The organism is Sphingobacterium sp. UGAL515B_05 (assembly GCF_033097525.1).
In the GTDB taxonomy this organism is placed as follows: Bacteria; Bacteroidota; Bacteroidia; order Sphingobacteriales; family Sphingobacteriaceae; genus Sphingobacterium.
Map to the genome: position 1 here is coordinate 2845229 of NZ_CP109907.1, position 16514 is coordinate 2861742.

General features: G+C 39.7%; 16 protein-coding genes. 9 read left to right on the forward strand and 7 right to left on the reverse strand.

Annotation, left to right across the window (positions count from 1 at the left end; genetic code table 11):
- Nucleotides 1-55 precede the first annotated feature (55 nt).
- The 3 genes from OK025_RS11395 to OK025_RS11405 all read right to left on the reverse strand — a co-directional run bounded on the left by OK025_RS11395 (nt 56) and on the right by OK025_RS11405 (nt 4651).
- Entirely contained in the window at nt 56-1834 is a 1779-nt protein-coding gene (locus OK025_RS11395) for a hypothetical protein (protein ID WP_317669553.1), read from the reverse strand.
- 83 nt (nt 1835-1917) lie between these two features.
- The gene (purU, locus tag OK025_RS11400; RefSeq protein ID WP_317669554.1) at nt 1918-2760 is read right to left on the reverse strand and encodes a formyltetrahydrofolate deformylase; all 843 of its coding nucleotides are present in this window, start codon (nt 2758-2760) and stop codon (nt 1918-1920) included.
- A 37-nt stretch (nt 2761-2797) separates the two neighbouring features.
- Nucleotides 2798-4651, reverse strand: coding sequence for a DNA topoisomerase IV subunit B (locus OK025_RS11405; protein WP_317669555.1), 1854 nt, complete (start codon nt 4649-4651; stop codon nt 2798-2800).
- Between the two features lie 167 nt (nt 4652-4818).
- Here OK025_RS11405 and OK025_RS11410 point away from each other — a divergent pair, with 167 nt between their 5' ends.
- Nucleotides 4819-5973, forward strand: a complete 1155-nt coding sequence (locus tag OK025_RS11410) for an SPFH domain-containing protein (RefSeq protein ID WP_317669556.1) — start codon at nt 4819-4821, stop codon at nt 5971-5973.
- A gap of 23 nt (nt 5974-5996) precedes the next feature.
- Complete coding sequence (locus OK025_RS11415) at nt 5997-7106, forward strand: zinc finger domain-containing protein (protein ID WP_075994177.1); 1110 nt, start codon at nt 5997-5999, stop codon at nt 7104-7106.
- Nucleotides 7107-7178: 72 nt separating this feature from the next.
- Here the strand turns inward: OK025_RS11415 and OK025_RS11420 are convergent, their stop codons facing one another.
- The 4 genes from OK025_RS11420 to OK025_RS11435 all read right to left on the reverse strand — a co-directional run bounded on the left by OK025_RS11420 (nt 7179) and on the right by OK025_RS11435 (nt 10809).
- The gene (locus OK025_RS11420) at nt 7179-8174 is read right to left on the reverse strand and encodes a hypothetical protein (RefSeq protein ID WP_286842889.1); all 996 of its coding nucleotides are present in this window, start codon (nt 8172-8174) and stop codon (nt 7179-7181) included.
- A 34-nt stretch (nt 8175-8208) separates the two neighbouring features.
- Nucleotides 8209-9318, reverse strand: coding sequence for a hypothetical protein (locus OK025_RS11425; RefSeq protein ID WP_088162938.1), 1110 nt, complete (start codon nt 9316-9318; stop codon nt 8209-8211).
- Nucleotides 9319-9328: 10 nt separating this feature from the next.
- Entirely contained in the window at nt 9329-10075 is a 747-nt protein-coding gene (locus tag OK025_RS11430; RefSeq protein WP_317669557.1) for a hypothetical protein, read from the reverse strand.
- 236 nt (nt 10076-10311) lie between these two features.
- Nucleotides 10312-10809 carry a cupin domain-containing protein gene (locus OK025_RS11435; RefSeq protein ID WP_046671961.1) on the reverse strand — a complete coding sequence of 166 codons (498 nt, stop codon included), beginning with the start codon at nt 10807-10809 and terminating at the stop codon, nt 10312-10314.
- A gap of 196 nt (nt 10810-11005) precedes the next feature.
- Between OK025_RS11435 and OK025_RS11440 the strand changes: the two genes are divergently transcribed.
- The 7 genes from OK025_RS11440 to atpH all read left to right on the forward strand — a co-directional run bounded on the left by OK025_RS11440 (nt 11006) and on the right by atpH (nt 16496).
- Complete coding sequence (locus tag OK025_RS11440; RefSeq protein WP_317669558.1) at nt 11006-13231, forward strand: helix-turn-helix domain-containing protein; 2226 nt, start codon at nt 11006-11008, stop codon at nt 13229-13231.
- 49 nt (nt 13232-13280) lie between these two features.
- Nucleotides 13281-13508: an AtpZ/AtpI family protein gene (locus OK025_RS11445; RefSeq protein WP_286842900.1), complete on the forward strand. Its 228-nt coding sequence runs from the start codon at nt 13281-13283 to the stop codon at nt 13506-13508.
- On the forward strand, nt 13501-13899 hold the full coding sequence (locus tag OK025_RS11450) for a hypothetical protein (protein ID WP_286842902.1): 399 nt from the start codon (nt 13501-13503) through the stop codon (nt 13897-13899). The genes OK025_RS11445 and OK025_RS11450 overlap by 8 nt, the downstream gene beginning before the upstream one ends.
- Before the next feature lie 94 nt (nt 13900-13993).
- Nucleotides 13994-15082 (forward strand): F0F1 ATP synthase subunit A, encoded by a 1089-nt coding sequence (gene atpB / locus OK025_RS11455; protein ID WP_317669559.1) that lies wholly within the window; start codon nt 13994-13996, stop codon nt 15080-15082.
- A gap of 35 nt (nt 15083-15117) precedes the next feature.
- Nucleotides 15118-15312, forward strand: coding sequence for an ATP synthase F0 subunit C (atpE, locus tag OK025_RS11460; protein WP_121127264.1), 195 nt, complete (start codon nt 15118-15120; stop codon nt 15310-15312).
- 111 nt (nt 15313-15423) lie between these two features.
- The gene (locus OK025_RS11465) at nt 15424-15924 is read left to right on the forward strand and encodes a F0F1 ATP synthase subunit B (RefSeq protein ID WP_286884231.1); all 501 of its coding nucleotides are present in this window, start codon (nt 15424-15426) and stop codon (nt 15922-15924) included.
- 29 nt (nt 15925-15953) lie between these two features.
- The gene (gene atpH / locus OK025_RS11470; protein ID WP_286842906.1) at nt 15954-16496 is read left to right on the forward strand and encodes an ATP synthase F1 subunit delta; all 543 of its coding nucleotides are present in this window, start codon (nt 15954-15956) and stop codon (nt 16494-16496) included.
- The last annotated feature ends 18 nt before the right edge of the window (nt 16497-16514 follow it).

The window sequence follows — 16514 nt, forward strand, 5'->3', positions numbered from 1 at the left end:
CAACACGGGGTGCTTATTTAAGCGCCCCGTGTTTGTTTTAAGCTATATCAGGGAGTTAAATATGTATGTCTTTTAAACGTAGTGATGCAAGTTCAAGCTGTCTGGGTATCGCTGTGCTGATGTTTTGTGGAATGAGCGATAAATGTTGGGTAAGCTCGTTGTAATAGGTTATTCCAGCTTGTAATTGTGCTTTGAATTTGGCTACATATTTTATCTTTTTATCGTTCATGATATTTTTATTGTCTGTGACATATTTTTGAATATGATCGATATAAAGGTTGAGTTCGTTAATTAAAATAAAAGGTCTGTTGTCATTTTCAAAAACTGAAATACGGCCATAGATATGGTCGATCATTTCCCGCAAAGAATATTGTTTTTTGAACCAGACAAGATTTGGGCCTGGGCAGATGGATACAGCGGTCTGTTCTTTGTTCTTCTGGATATTGTACTTGAGATAGGCGGGTGCTGCGAGCCCTTCACAAAGACAGGTTTTCGCTGTAATGGCGTCGAAGGCTTTATCGTATTCCGCAGCGGACAGGTTTTGTTTTTGTAGTTCCTGGATCTTTTGGTATTGATATGCGCGTGATGCGGTGCATATCGGTTTATCACTAAACTCTGTGTTCGAAATAAGGTATTCTTTTTTACAAGGGCTACCGGGGCGTCCTTTTTTTATACGGTCCAGGCGTAGGTACTCCGCGCCACTTTTTCTGAAATTGTTAAAGGGAATTCCCAAGGGAGATGCCCCACTACAGTAGAAGTCTTCTTGCTTGGCAGTTTCCAATGCTTTTAAGGTTTCTTGATCTACCGTGGTTGCTTCGGGAACCATCAGAAATGGGGATCCCCATCCCACGGCATCGAATCCATAATAATTTAACAAGAATTGATGTTCTGAAGCAGTTCCCACACCTCCTTGAACTGTATACTTGATGATGGGGGGAGTTGTTAATGAGCGCTCTTGGGAAGTCCAATATTCGTGGTATATCTCGAAAAGTTCGGTTTTCAGACTTTCTTTTTTCTCTTTAAACTCCTGAAGGATTGGCCCCAGAAGAAAACCATCGGTTGCGAAAGCATGACCACCGCAGTTCAAACCGGATTCTATTCTGAATTCGGATACCCATACACCGCGCTTAGCGAGATATTTTGCCTGGATGAGCGCTGATCGAAAGTCACTTACTTTCAAAACGATCTTTTTGTCAAATAAACCCTCACTATTGGGGAAGAAAGCCGGTAACTCAGCGAGGTAAGCGTATAGGTGTGGATTCATGCCTGCGGAAAGGATAAGAGAGGAATGCAGGGTGGAATTGGCAAAACCTCGTAAGGCTGCTGAAGCATCCGAATAACGTTGATCCAATAGGTTACCATCCTGGTAATTCATTTTATCTACTTTGGACATAATATTAACATCGATGTCTCCCGCTTTGAGGTAATTGATCAATAGATCTTGGAGCTCCGTTTTAATCGCGCGATTGCTTTCAATCTCCATCGCATGATAAATTGGCTTTGAAGGATGTGAATCGGGTAAAAGCTGAAAATATTTGGTAAGTTCTGAATTTTCGGTAAATGGTTGACGCTTTAAGGCCTCGATTTGCCTATTGACCACAAACTGTACAAGATTGAGATAGGCCGTAATTCTTTTTGCTCGGTAATCGTCTTCTGTTTTAGCGATCGGATGATAAGAGATTTGATATTGTCCGCAGTAATAGCGGCGCATGCGCTCGATTAGTTCATCGTCAACAATAGACATTACGGATGAGATACCGTATTGTGCGACCTTAAGTGCGGAGTCGATGGAGAAAGCTAAGCCTAATACGGGGATATGAAAAGTATGCGTCATTCTTAAATATTTCTTTTACGAAATAATGGAGAATAACGCTGAAAAAAAGTAATGATTGTTTTATGGGGAAATGATTGTAATCACTATTCAAATACAATTGTCTTGTAATCGTTGCGCATCACACGATCTTCGCTAAGGAGACGAATTGCTCTGCTCAAAACAGCCTTTTCTATTTCTTTTCCGGCAGTTACCATATCTTTTACAGTATAGGTGTGGTTGACATGTCGTATATCCTGTACGATGATGGGGCCCTCATCGAGTTGGTCGGTAACGAAATGCGCTGTGGCGCCGATGATCTTAACTCCTCTTGCATGAGCCTGCTTGTACGGGTTGGCGCCAATAAAAGCGGGGAGAAATGAATGGTGTATGTTGACCAGTTTATTTTCAAAGGTACTGACAAACTTAGGGGACAAGATCCGCATGAACTTCGCTAAAATAATATAATCGAAATGATAGTTTTGGATTTGTGCGATCAGTTGTTTTTCGAATGTTTCCTTTGTTAGGTTTTCATGCGAGATACAATGAAATGGGATATCGAACTTTTCCGTAAAGGAGCGTAGTGATTCATAATTACCAATTACTGCTTGCACCTCCGCTCCCCATGATTCGAAGTGTTGTCTTACTAAGATATCGGCAAGGCAGTGGTGCTCTTTGGTCACGAGGACGACGATTTTTTTGCGGTTATTGGGGTTTATCTGTATCTGAGCGGATGGAGGAAGTACTTCGGCAAGGGAATCGGAAAGCTGTTTCTGCTCAGACATGAGCCCGTGACACACGACACGCACGAAAAATTTGTTGGCTTCTTCATCCACATATTCACGCATGGTGACAATATTGAGTTGATATTTTGCTAGCGTATTTGAAATGTTGGCGACCAATCCAACGGCATCTTGACATTGGATCAGAATTAAGGTTTGGTTGTGCATGAAAGGTGGTTGTAGGTTGCTAAAAAAGCGGGTTATTTTAACCCGCTTTTTTTGTTAGTTCTTCTTCAAGGTCAACTTCAACACGTAGATTTTCGACAATATGTTTTTGTCGGTCTGGTGTGTTTTTGCCCATGTAATATTCTAATAACTGTTGAATTTTATTGTCTTTGGACAAGATAACCGGATCAAGGCGGATATCTTTTCCGATAAATAATCCAAATTCGGAAGGTGATATCTCACCTAAACCTTTGAATCGGGTAATTTCAGGCTTAGCGCCAAATTTTGCGATTGCTTTTTGTCGTTCTTCATCGGAATAGCAATAGATCGTTTCCTTTTTGTTGCGGACACGGAAAAGTGGTGTCTGTAAGATGGAAACGTGACCAGCTTTGACAAGGTCTGGAAAAAACTGCAAGAAAAATGTCAATAACAACAGACGGATGTGCATTCCATCGACGTCGGCATCGGTAGCGATAACAATATTGTTGTAGCGTAATCCATCGAGACCGTCTTCAATATTAAGCGCGTGTTGTAAGAGGTTAAATTCTTCGTTTTCATAAACGATCTTTTTGGACATGCCGTAGGAGTTTAACGGTTTTCCTTTTAAGCTGAAAACTGCTTGAGTCTGCACATCCCGCGATTTGGTAATTGAACCAGATGCAGAATCCCCCTCAGTGATAAACAAAGTTGTCTCTTGGTTACGTTCATTTTTATCACTGAAGTGCACTTTACAGTCACGTAGTTTACGATTGTGCAAAGAAGCTTTCTTCGCTCTTTCGTTGGCGAGTTTTTTGATACCGGCGATATCCTTACGTTCACGTTCTGATTGGAGAATACGTTTTTGAAGGGCATCAGCTGTTGTCGGATTTTTATGTAGGTAATCATCCAATGCTTTTTTGACAAAGTCATTGATAAATCCTCTTACAGTAGGACCTTCCGGGCCTACACTTTGAGATCCTAGCTTTGTTTTCGTCTGTGATTCAAAAACAGGTTCCTGCACTTTGATCGCGATGGCGCCGATGATTGATGAACGAATATCCGATGCGTCAAATTCTTTTTTGTAGAACTCGCGGATTGTTTTGACAATTGCTTCACGGAAGGCAGCCTGGTGTGTTCCACCTTGCGTGGTATGCTGACCGTTGACAAAAGAATAATATTCTTCTCCGTACTGCTGGCCGTGAGTCATCGCGATTTCAATATCATCCCCCCGTAAGTGAATAATCGGATAGCGCATGGATTCAGCATCAATATTTCGTTCCAATAGATCTTTTAGTCCGTGCTCAGAAATAAACTTTTGACCATTAAAGTTGATCGTAAGTCCTGAGTTTAGAAAAACATAGTTCCAGATCATGTTTTCAACAAATTCAGGCCTATATTTATAATTCCGGAAAATAGAATCGTCGGGGTAAAATGTTACGGCTGTACCATTTCGTTGTGTTGTATCCTTTTGTTCATCGTTGACTAATTCTCCTTTGGAGAATTGGGCGATGCGCGTTATGTTTTGACGATATGACTGTACGGTAAACTGACTGGACAAAGCATTTACGGCTTTTGTACCGACACCATTTAAACCAACGGACTTTTGGAAAGCCTTACTATCATATTTACCACCTGTATTGATTTTAGAAACAACATCAACCACAGAACCAATTGGAATACCACGTCCATAATCGCGTACGGAAACTTTATTTTCGTTTACCGTGATATCAATAATTTTACCAGCGCCCATAACAAACTCATCAATCGAGTTGTCAACGACCTCTTTCAATAAAACATAGATACCATCATCATAGGCCGAACCGTCCCCTAATTTTCCAATGTACATTCCCGGACGAAGGCGAATATGCTCTTTCCAATCCAGGGACCTAATGCTGTCTTCGTTATATGTACTCATAAATTAATGTAGAACTTAGCTAACAAAAGTAAAAAAAATAAACTATGATAAGTAGTTTAAAAGGCTAAATTTTTTAGATATCGATCGTTTGCGTGCTGCTGGAGAAAATTGCCGGTTTGCGGGGAAATGTTTACATTTAGTGTAAGTAATTGTAACGAGAATAATTTATGGGATTATTTGATAAAATTAGGAATGAGTTTGTCGATATTATCGAATGGGTCGATAATAGCACAGATACGATTGTGTGGAAGTTTCCACGGTATCAGAATGAAATAAAAATGGGTGCGCAGTTGACTGTGCGGGAAGGGCAGGCTGCGGTATTTTTGAATGAAGGTGTGGTTGCGGATGTTTTTCAGCCTGGTCGCTATGAATTGACAACACAGAATATGCCGATCATGACAACCATCAGAGGTTGGAAATACGGGTTCAATAGCCCATTCAAAGCCGATGTCTATTTTGTCAACCTTCGACAATTTGTCAATCAGAAATGGGGAACCAAAAATCCGATTATGCTGCGGGATCCTGAATTTGGACCAATTCGACTTCGGGCTTTCGGTAATTTCTCCTTTCAGGTGAAGGACGTTACTGTTTTTATGAAACAGCTGGTTGCGACGACGCCTGTTTTTACTGTTGAAGATATCACAGAGCAACTTCGAAATATTGCGGTATCGCGTGGGATGGATGCTATTGCTGAGTCGAAGATACCAGCCTTAGACCTCGCATCCAACTATGATGAAGTTTCGGCTTTGATACAACAAAAAATTGGGGTTGATTTTGATGAGTTGGGTTTGAGCTTAACGAAATTCTTAATCGAAAATATTTCATTCCCAGAAGAGGTGGAAAAGGCGCTTGATAAGCGAAGCAGTATGGGGGTCGTTGGTAATCTAGGGGCATATGCCCAATTTCAAGCGGCTAATTCCATGGAGAAAGCTGCTGAGAATCCCAATAGTGGGGGGATCGTAGGTGCTGGATTTGGTGCTGGGCTGGGAGCAGGAATGGTTGGTCAAATGGGTAATGTATTTCAGCAAAACAGTTTTGATGGGAATAATCCTACTGGTATGGGCTCAGCTGCTGTAGCTTCGTCTACCGGAGCCGTTGGACCACCTCCATTGCCCAAAACGGTAGCCTATTACCTGGCCATTAAAGGTAAGCAGGAAGGGCCATTTGATCCGGAACAGCTGCGCGGTCTTGTAAAAGAGGGGACGATGACACTTGCCACCTTGGTTTGGAAAGAGGGACTTGAAAACTGGATTGAGGCTGAAAAGGTAGGCGAATTAAAGGATCTGTTTTCGCAGAACCCGCCACCGATACCAGGAGTTTAGGATAAAACGGACGACCGAGTTTTATGAGTTTTGAAGAAAAAACCTCCGAAATAGAGCAGGGGTTAAAATGCCAGGGCTGTGGTGCTATCTTGACTTATCAGCCTGGTACTTCCTATTTAGAGTGTTCCTATTGTGGAACTAGGAATGAAATAGCGGATCAGCTACCGGAAGATGGGCATATTGAATCTACAGATTATAAAGTTTTTGGACAAGCAATGGAAGGAGTCGCCGATGAGCGCTATAGCTATTTGGCTGAAGTCGTGCATTGCAGTAACTGTGGTGCAAACTCGCGTTTGAATCCTCATGTTACGGCAGATTTATGTGCTTTTTGTGCTTCACCTTTGGTAATTGACCATCAGCAAAAGCGTATTGTGAAGCCACATGGTCTTGTTCCCTTTTCCGTTGATTACAAAAATGCTTTTGGGTTATTGACACAATGGGCCGGTAAGATATGGTTCGCTCCGAATGACTTTAAGCGAATTTTTAATTCAAGAAATGATCGTTTAAAAGGAGTGTATATACCATTTTGGTCCTATGATGCAGATGTACATTCTGATTATGTGGGGTCACGTGGCGAGTATTATTATGTGACGCGTACAAGACGCAATTCGGATGGTGAGACGGAAGAATACGAAGAAAGACGAACAAATTGGTATCCAGCTTCAGGTAGTATCTATAGTCAATTTAAGGATATTGTCATTTCGGGATCAACATCTCTTCCCGAAAAGTTCTCTGATAAAATCGGACCTTGGAATTTGGGCTATCTAAAACCTTTCAATGAGCAATATTTAAGTGGCTTTATCGCTGAAACTTTTAGTGTGGATCATGTAAAAGCTGCGGAGACTGCCCGGACTATTATGGATCGGGAAATCGAACGTCAGGTTGAGAATGACATCGGTGGTGATACACAGGATATTGATTCTATTGATAGCGATTTTAAATCCATTAAATTGAAGTATATTCTTTTACCTGTGTGGTTATCAGCTTATCAGTACAAAGGAAAGAGTTATCAGATCATGGTCAATGCATTTAACGGTAAAGTTTATGGACAACGACCTTATAGCTTTTGGAAAATTGCTTTTTTGGTATTGGCGATCATTATTGTTTTATATCTCTTGAGTTTTATGGGATAACAAAAAAGGTTATAAAAAAAGCGCTGTTCTCAATAAAAGAGAACAGCGCTTTTTTTATGTTAATCGTCTTGACTATTTGTTTAGTGAAAGTAGGAATCCGATCGTGAAATTGGCATCCCAATCAAATACGAAAGTGTCGCAATTGGTTGCATCTTTAATTGCTTTATAGATGTTGACACCGCTTTTTGTTTTTATTTTATCTGTTTTGTAAGATGCTGGATCGTTCAAAACCGTAAAACGCTCTTCACCTTGGCGTGTCTGCGATGCTAATTCAAAAGGAACCCCGCCTATAATAAAACAAACCTCTCTTTTATTTGACGGAATTTTCTCGCCTAATTTTTTTACTTCTGTATAGACCGCGTCATCTTTAAGGTCTTTTTCATAATATTTTGCACCAGGTGCTTCTACCGATTTTGTGTCACCGTCAATCCAGGAAATTTTAGTATTACCGGAGCCTATGTCAACAACAAATGAATTATCTTCGTAAGCTTTCGGCAGGACAGATTTTAATGCTAATTTTCCTTCTTGCTCTGCTGTAACCAGGTTGACCACAAAGCCCATTTTTCTTAGTTCAGCACTGATAACTGAAGTTTTAGGTTCTTTCTGGGCTCCGGAGCTAATGACGAAATGTATGTTTTTGGATTTGACGCCTTTGTCGAGCATCATGCCTATATAATCTTTTAATCCTTTACGGATGTCTTCCGTATTTGCCAATCCTTCGTATGCAAATGACTTTCCAAAGTCTTTGGAAATGATCTCCCAGCGATTTTCTTTGTCCATATTGACGACAAAGGAATTGAAACCCGAAGCGCCCACTTCAACGACACCCTTGTATTCGCCGTCGATTGGTTTTTCGGGTTGATAGTTGAATGAACGAGTCGTTTCTGAGCCTGATGAAGGTGCGGCCGCATGACCATTATTGCTTGTTGAATCTGTTGTTTGGACTGTCGAATTAGCATCAAATTTGCCCGATTGAATGGCCCAATAACCGATTGCGAGAATAGGTAAGGCGATGATAATTGCTTTGATTGGCCATCTTAATCTTGCCCATGTTGATTTTTCTTCCATAATGTTCGTATAATAAGTTTGATTTTAGTTAATGTTAATCGAGTAATGTAAATCCTTTATCTACTTTTTCTTCGGGTTTGAGTTCATAGCTGGCATCGGCCATTTGTGTTACGTTTAATACATTTAGATTACGTTCGTCAACTTTGCGGATAAACTCTTCCAGTTCACCTTGAGTAGGCGTGCCACCCACGGTGATATTGTTGTTTTGATCCAAGAAATCAAGATTCGATCGGATAGAGGCAATATTTTGACTGATGGCACCTGTTGCTGCATTCATGGCCTCTTGAAATGCCCAGCCATCTTTAATATTGAACACATCGGCTAGGCCATCGGTGGCATTTTTCATCTTTTGAGTGGCTTCTAGCTTCTTGGAAATAATAGAAATGCTGCTATCCAAGGTGCTGACATAGATACGCGCTGCGCTTTCATTATCTTTTAGAACTTCCAATACTTTTGCAAATTGATTGGCATATTGTACGTAACTGCGCGCATTTTGCTCTTCAGATTCACCTTCTTTTCCCAATAGAAATGCTTTGGTACGTGTTTCTTTGGCATCTCTTGCATAAGCATTTGCCTTCTCTGCATTATTTTTGCTAGTTTCCTCCTTTGATTTCTCGTCGAGATTGGCCGCTTCAGCGGTGAAACGTTTCGCATAGGTGTACTTCTCTTCGGCTGTTTTTTGAGCAGTTTCACCGCTTTGAATCATGTCGATGCGGACACCGTCTACATTGCTGATTTTTTCCTTCACACGTTTCAGGGTGTCTTTTGCATCTCTTGATAACAGTTGTAAGGTTTCGATAGGGTTATTTCTAATGATGGATTTTTCACCTTTAAAAAGTAGGACGGTACCCAGTCGGTGCAATAGCGCAATGATCTTTGGGGCTAGCAATAGTAAGGTAATCAGGATTATACTGAATATCACAAAAAGTATACTTTTTCCGGCATATTCCAGCATAATCGGTAAGTACTTGAAAAAAGCAAAGGCTCCGCCAAGTAAAAGCGCCCAAAAGAAGATCGATGAAGCTGTCTTCTTCGCTTCTGGTGATTTTAATTGTGCAGGCAAATGATCGCCCAGTACTTGAAATATCGGAAGTTGCGTTTTTATCTCAGCGGGAATATTAACATACTGATCTTTTCTTTCCATTGATTTATTTTTATGTTATTGATTGATTAATCATATGCAATGCAGTGTTGATTTCGGTGACCACTTCATCAACGGCCGCGTTGCCGATGTTTATTTTTTGTTCGATATCTTTAATTCTTGGTTCGTACTTTTCATTAATTTGACCCAAAGCGAGTTGTTTTTTCTGTAGGTCATCTTGCAATTTGGCGATATTCTCCGTTATTGTTTTGATTTCAGTGTTCAGATTTGCAATCTCCATGGTTCGGTCTTGTTCAGTCTTTTTCTTTTCAGCCTGTTTTTGTTCCGATTCTTTGGCAATGGTTTCTTTCAATTTATTAGCATAATTTGTGCCAGTTGCTACCAGTTTATCCTTGGTTAACGAACTGTCTACAAATTTCAGTGAAGTATAGGCTGCTTTTAATGTGTTTTCCTCTACTTTTCCCATTGCGGCAGCAGCATTCCATACTTCGAAAAAATCTACACCCTGTTCGTTGAGTTTTTCAAGAATGGCATAGACCTTTAATTTCATTTCTTTGAGGTCGGTTGTTCCGTCATTGGCTGTTATAGGGATTGGGGGCGGTGTTTTTCCAGTTGGAGCCTGGGCCGTGGGCGATGAATATGCCGGTGGTACAGAGGGGCTTTTTGGAGCAGCGCTAGTAGCTGGCGCCGGAGGGGCTTGTGCCGGTGGCGTTTGCTTTGGCTGATCGTCCTCAAAAATTAATTTCTTCAGACTGTTTAATATACTGGATCCTCTTTTAGTATCGTCGTTGCTCATCATGTCATAGTTGATTATATCTCTACTAAAATAATAAAAATTAATATTCTCTTCTAATGAATTGCGTTATGGAACACCTGAAATGGACATGGGATGGAGGAGCTTGGATAAAAGCGATGAAATGCAACTGTGCGGAGAGTGAATCAGCTGCTATGGCACTTTATGTTTGGGGTAAAAACAAAGATTCCCAATTGTTGATTGGGAATCTTTGTTTGGGCGGTAACGGTCCTGTGGGACTATTATCTGCCAAAATCATCTTGTACGCGAACAATATCGTCTTCATCAGAAGGATTGTTGGCATCTGTGTGCTGCCAGATCTCGGCTAAAATACCGAAGCCATCCAATCCAATTAAACGGTGACGTTGCCCTTGACGCAATCTGATTGTTTCTCCCTCTTTCAATGTTGAAACAACCGATTCTTCATCTGTGTCAGAAACCATAACGCCTACGTTACCTTGAATAACACGCCAGATTTCGGCACGACGGTGGTGATATTGCCATGAAAGTCTTTTCTCTGGTGCGACAATTAAAATTTTTGGGCTTAATTTTCCTGAAATTCTTAATTCTTGTACATCCATTCCGCCGAAGTACTCATCGGCAAATTCTTGTGCTTGGGATTCGTCGATAACGAAAAATCCTCCCCAAGGGCGTGCAGCATCTGATTTATCAATACGAAAACCTTTGGATGTCAGCATTTCCTGTACTTTTTCAAACAATGCGATTTTATCTATAGCCATATTAAAAATTCTAAAAATTTGTTATTCGTTAATTCAGTTGCTAAATATAAAAAAAATCCATTAATATTTTAAGTTAACCGTTTTAGCTTTATCTAAATCCGTTATAATGGAGTTGTTTTGGATATCTCTAGCTATAATATGTCGCGTGAAGTTAAAAATGAAATTGCTAATTTTGTGATCAATCTAATTTCAGGATATGTCAAACTTTCAAGTCGATCGGGAAAATACTGCATTTATGCAGGCTGTTGCTTTTGTTAACCAAACGAACCAAAACATATTTATAACAGGAAAGGCTGGTACAGGAAAAACGACGTTCTTGAAGTATATCCGTGAGCATAGCTACAAGAAGATGGCTATTACGGCACCCACGGGCGTGGCTGCGATGAATGCGGGCGGAACCACTTTACATTCTTTATTTTGGCTTCCATTTGGAACTTTTATTGAAGATTATGAGTTACGTTGGGACGAACAGGATAGTCATATTTACAATAAATCGCGTTTATTCAGTACGATTAAACTGACCAAGCAGCGCAGAGCTATTTTGCAGGAATTGGAACTATTGGTAATTGATGAGGTCTCAATGGTCCGTGCAGATACGTTGGATGCGATTAATGTGATTCTGCAATCTGTTCGTCGCGATATGCGACCTTTTGGTGGGTTACAAGTATTGTTTATCGGAGATTTATATCAGTTGCCACCAGTAGTGAAAGATGCCGAATGGAATGTTTTACGGGATCATTATTCTTCTGTTTTCTTCTTTAACGCTAAAATTTTAAGGGATAATCCGTTGGTGATGTTAGAGCTTAATAAAATCTATCGTCAGCAAGATGAGGGTTTTATTTCCATTTTGAATGCCATACGAAACAATCAGTGTACAAGTGACATGCTAACGACCTTAAATGGTTATTATCAACAGGACTTTGTTCCAAATGAAGAGGATCAGTATATTACATTGACCTCCCATAATCGAAATGCTGATGAAATAAACGGAGCCAAGTTGGCATCATTATCGGGGAAAATGTTAAATCTTAAGGCTGTTGTCAAAGATGATTTTGCGCAGGGTTCCTACCCTGCTGAAGAAACGTTATCCTTAAAGATAGGGGCACAGGTGATGTTTATTCGAAACGATTCGGGAGATGAGCGTAAATATTACAATGGAAAGATTGGTACGGTAAAGGACATCGATACGGTGCAGGGCACAGTAACGGTTACATTTCCTGATGGGTCGGAATCTGTTACGGTAAAAAGGGAGACCTGGGAGAATATTCGGTATAATTACGATAAGGGGCAAGATCAGATTAAGGAGGAGATATTGGGTACATTTTCGCAATTTCCACTTCGACTGGCCTGGGCTATCACCATTCATAAAAGCCAGGGTTTAACTTTTCAAAAAGCGATTATTGACGCAGGTACCTCTTTTGCTGCGGGACAGGTGTACGTTGCACTGAGCCGTTTAACGAGTTTAGATGGGCTTGTATTAAAATCGATCATCCCGTCTTATGCCATCCGTACCGATTACCAAGTTGTCGAATTTGCGCAGCGTGCTCAGGGACAGGCTGATGTAAATGAGATTCTAGAGCAATGCCAGCGGAATTATCTTGGCCAGATTTTAATGCACGGTTTCCGTTGGGACGGTCTATTGGCCGAAACTTCTGAATTACTGAAATCACTTGAGGAGCGTAATATTGATGGAAAGGAACAAGCAGTACTATTTTTTCAACAATTGGTCAAGCACCTTCAGACCCAGGAGAAAGTTGCACATAAGTTTATTGTTGTATTGTATGATTTGTTGCGGGATAAAAACGCGATCGACTATGATGTAATTTGTGAACGTTCTACTGCTGCGGTCAATTGGTTTTTACCGAAAATGGATGTAGATCTGATTGAGGCCTTAACCAAACATATCGAAGAGTATCAGATACGAAAACGTACGAAGAAATATATTGACGAGTTAAAAGCACTGTTGCTTGATTACAAGCGAAAACGCGAGCAGTTGCAACATTGTCTGCTTATTGCCGATACGCTTTCAAAACGGGAAGATTTTCAAACAGCGATGCTCGATGTTGCTGCCAGTGTGAAGACCAAAGAAAAAGATGAATTGGCTGCGCAAAATGCAGATGAAGAGGGGCCTAAGAAGTTGGATACAAAGGAGGTTTCCTTAGAAATGTTTAAGGATGGGATGAGCATTGCTGATATAGCGGTTAAGCGCGGGATGGTTGCCGGTACGATATATGGGCACCTGATTAACTTTGTGGGTGCCGAAGTGGAAGCAACAGAGTTGATCGCGCAGGAGAAGTTGGATCGTATTCTTGGTGTGATACGTGCAAACCCGGATAAATCCTCTTCAGAACTTAAAATGCTTTTGGGGGCAGATATTGATTATCCGGATATTAAAATTGGACAAAAAGTTTTGGGATTGTAGTGGATAAGGATTTATGATGTATATTTGTCAACCTTTTATTATAAGCTAATTGAAAGAGGAGAAAACCAATAAGAAAATTAACAAATGGATTGTATTTACTTCCATGCCTATTCAAATGGGTGTGACAATCTATTTATTTTATTGGGTGGGAACTTGGTTGGACAATAAATATGCGATTGCTGGTGAATGGGGGATGAAGGGATTAACACTTTTGGGGGTGATTGTATCTTTGTATCAGTTCATCAGGCAGGCAAATCAAATTAATAAAAATGAATAGTTATCTGAAAAGCGTATTTGTACTGCTGATCGTTTTTGCGGCAAGTTTTGCTGCGCATTATCTCGTGATATCCGGAATGAACACAGAGGGATACTGGGCTCAAACGTCCTACAGTCTTGTGGGGATGTATACTTTTGGCGTCTGTTCTTCTTTGCTGGCTGCGGTTTTGATCTTTTTTGCGAACTGGTCCATGCCGGAGAAATTAGGTGTAATATTTCTAGGGCTCGTGCTACTGAAAGCTGTTGCGGGGTATATTTATATAAAGGACGGGCTAAAGACCGTTGAAAACAACTTTATCGAATATAACTTTTTGGTGGTATTTTTCATCGCTTTGTTTGTGGATGTATACATCGCTTTTAGCGCTTTAAATCAAGCAGATAAAAAGGTTTAAACTATTTTTGGAAAAAGTTTAAACAAATGGTGATTTATGCCAAATAAAATTGTATTTTTGCGCAAAATTTTTTATTATTCAATAGTAATCTGAAATGGTGAATCTTAAGAGAGCACTTTTATTATTTGCAGTAATTTTTCTTGCTGTCAATCCTTTTACCTTAAAAGCAGCTGAGGAAGCGCATGGGGATGCGCCTAAAACCCAGGCTGAGGAAATTAAAGAGTATAGTCAACATCACTTACAGGATGATCATTATTTCTCTTTGTTTACCGATAAAAAAGCAGGAAAACATTATGGTTTTCCATTGCCAGTAATTCTTATTGATAATGGATTGATTGTTTTTTCTTCTGGCGAGTTTCATCACGGTGAGTCTGTTGTGGAGAAAAATGGTCAATACTACACACTTTATCACGGAAAGATCTATAAAACAGACGCTGCTGGTATATTGAGTTACGATGAAAAACATCATCCTACGAATGCAAAACCCCTAGATTTTTCGATTACAAAAAACGTTGTCGGTTTAATATTAGCTGCATTTTTAATGTTTTGGGGCTTTATCTGCCTAGCTAAAACCTATAAAAAAGGTGTGAATAATTTGCCAAAAGGCATCGGTCGTGTTTTAGAGCCATTGGTTTTATATGTACGTGATGAAATGGCTATTCCTAATATCGGTCACCGTTATAAGGAATTTATGCCTTACCTGTTATCGGTATTTTTCCTGATTTTTATTCTAAACTTATTAGGTTTAACACCTCTTGGTTTTAATGTGACGGGAAATATTACAGTCACGTTATGTTTGGCTTTATTTACCTTTTTTGTTATCAATTTCAAAGGAAATAAAGATTATTGGAAGCATATTTTCTGGATGCCGGGTGTTCCAGTTCCTTTTAAAATAGTTTTGGCACCAATTGAGGTGTTGGGTATGTTTACAAAACCCTTCTCCTTAATGTTGCGTTTGTTTGCGAATATTACGGCTGGTCACTCTGTTGTCATGGGTTTGATCGCAATTGTCTATTTATTCCAACAACAGTTGACAGTAGTAGGTAGTATTGGTGTCTCTATGGTATTGACACTTGTTCTATTCTTATTGGAACTTTTAGTAGCTTTTCTTCAAGCATTCATCTTTACGATGTTGTCATCCTTATTTATCGGAATGGCAGTAGAGGAACACGCTCATCATTAATTGAATTTTTTTGTTAAATTTTATATATTAAAAACATGGTAATTCCAAATTTAGTAGGTGCAGGTTTAATCGTAATCGGTGCAGGTTTAGGTTTAGGTAAAATCGGTGGTTCAGCTATGGAAGCTATCGCTCGTCAACCAGAAGCAGCATCTAAAATTCAAACTGCGATGATCATCATTGGTGCCTTAGTTGAAGGTTTAGCATTCGGTGCTTTAATCTTAGGTGCATAATCCAAGTTGATTAAAAAAATTACTAAACACAGTTTGCAACGGTTGGTTGCAGACTGTGTTTAAACAAAAAAATACAAACAAAGGAAAATTATAATTTACAATTGTATATAAATGGAAGCATTAATTAATCAGTTCTCGTACGGTTTGTTCTTTTGGCAACTAATCATCTTATTGGTTGTGATATTTTTATTAGGCAAATTTGCTTGGAAACCTATCGTAAATGCTTTAGATGAACGTGAGCAAGGAATTGCGAATGCATTGGAGGCTGCTGAGAAAGCTAAATTGGAAATGGCTCGTTTGACAAATGAGAACGAACAATTGCTTAAAGAAGCTCGCGCGGAACGTGATGTTATCCTTAAAGAAGCAAAGGAGCTAAAAGAGAAAATTGTTGCTGAAGCGAGAACACAAGCACAGTATGAAGGTTCTAGAATGATTGCTCAAGCAAAAGAGGAGATCAATGAACAAAAGAATAAAGCTTTGGCTGAGGTTAAATCTCAGGTTTCTTCTTTGTCCTTGGATATCGCTCGCAAAGTTTTAAACAAAGAATTTGAGGACCAAGGAAAGCAAGAAGCTTTAGTGGCAGATTTGCTTAATGACGTTAAATTGAACTAATCCGGTCACTTAAATTACGAAATAGAATTATGTCAGTATTTAAAGTAGCATCGAGATATGCTAAGTCATTAATCGACTTGGCTAGCGAGCAAGGCGCACTGGAAACAATCAAGACAGATATGGATTCATTCATTGCTGTTTTAAAATCCAGTACAGAGTTGCAAGCGGTTTTTGCCAATCCTATTGTTCCTTTGGACAAGAAGAAAAACATATTGGATGCGCTGTTTAAAGATAAGATCAATCCAAATATCTTGGCTTTCTTTAAGATCATGATCAACAAAGGTCGTGGCGAGATTGTATATGCCACTGCTCAAGAATTTATTCGTGAGTATAACGAGGTAAAAGGAATTGTGAAAGCTACAGTTACATCTGCAGCGCCGCTTTCTGAAGCTAATTTGGCAGCGATGAAAGATGTACTTGCGAAAGAAACCAACGCTCAAGTGATATTGATCAATAAAGTTGATCATAATTTGATCGGTGGATTTGTAGTCAATATCGGCGATCGCCAAATTGATGCAAGTATTGCTGGTAAGTTGAATAAATTGGAAAGATATTTGAATCAGAATAATTAATTTGTTCTGATACTTGAA

What these genes read in the sequence shown, in the direction of transcription:
- OK025_RS11395 (WP_317669553.1), bottom strand. Translation starts at nt 1,834, where the DNA reads ATGACGCATACTTTTCATATCCCCGTATTAGGCTTAGCTTTCTCCATC.
- purU (WP_317669554.1), bottom strand. Translation starts at nt 2,760, where the DNA reads ATGCACAACCAAACCTTAATTCTGATCCAATGTCAAGATGCCGTTGGA.
- OK025_RS11405 (WP_317669555.1), bottom strand. Translation starts at nt 4,651, where the DNA reads ATGAGTACATATAACGAAGACAGCATTAGGTCCCTGGATTGGAAAGAG.
- OK025_RS11410 (WP_317669556.1), top strand. Translation starts at nt 4,819, where the DNA reads ATGGGATTATTTGATAAAATTAGGAATGAGTTTGTCGATATTATCGAA.
- OK025_RS11415 (WP_075994177.1), top strand. Translation starts at nt 5,997, where the DNA reads ATGAGTTTTGAAGAAAAAACCTCCGAAATAGAGCAGGGGTTAAAATGC.
- OK025_RS11420 (WP_286842889.1), bottom strand. Translation starts at nt 8,174, where the DNA reads ATGGAAGAAAAATCAACATGGGCAAGATTAAGATGGCCAATCAAAGCA.
- OK025_RS11425 (WP_088162938.1), bottom strand. Translation starts at nt 9,318, where the DNA reads ATGGAAAGAAAAGATCAGTATGTTAATATTCCCGCTGAGATAAAAACG.
- OK025_RS11430 (WP_317669557.1), bottom strand. Translation starts at nt 10,075, where the DNA reads ATGATGAGCAACGACGATACTAAAAGAGGATCCAGTATATTAAACAGT.
- OK025_RS11435 (WP_046671961.1), bottom strand. Translation starts at nt 10,809, where the DNA reads ATGGCTATAGATAAAATCGCATTGTTTGAAAAAGTACAGGAAATGCTG.
- OK025_RS11440 (WP_317669558.1), top strand. Translation starts at nt 11,006, where the DNA reads ATGTCAAACTTTCAAGTCGATCGGGAAAATACTGCATTTATGCAGGCT.
- OK025_RS11450 (WP_286842902.1), top strand. Translation starts at nt 13,501, where the DNA reads ATGAATAGTTATCTGAAAAGCGTATTTGTACTGCTGATCGTTTTTGCG.
- atpB (WP_317669559.1), top strand. Translation starts at nt 13,994, where the DNA reads ATGGTGAATCTTAAGAGAGCACTTTTATTATTTGCAGTAATTTTTCTT.
- atpE (WP_121127264.1), top strand. Translation starts at nt 15,118, where the DNA reads ATGGTAATTCCAAATTTAGTAGGTGCAGGTTTAATCGTAATCGGTGCA.
- OK025_RS11465 (WP_286884231.1), top strand. Translation starts at nt 15,424, where the DNA reads ATGGAAGCATTAATTAATCAGTTCTCGTACGGTTTGTTCTTTTGGCAA.
- atpH (WP_286842906.1), top strand. Translation starts at nt 15,954, where the DNA reads ATGTCAGTATTTAAAGTAGCATCGAGATATGCTAAGTCATTAATCGAC.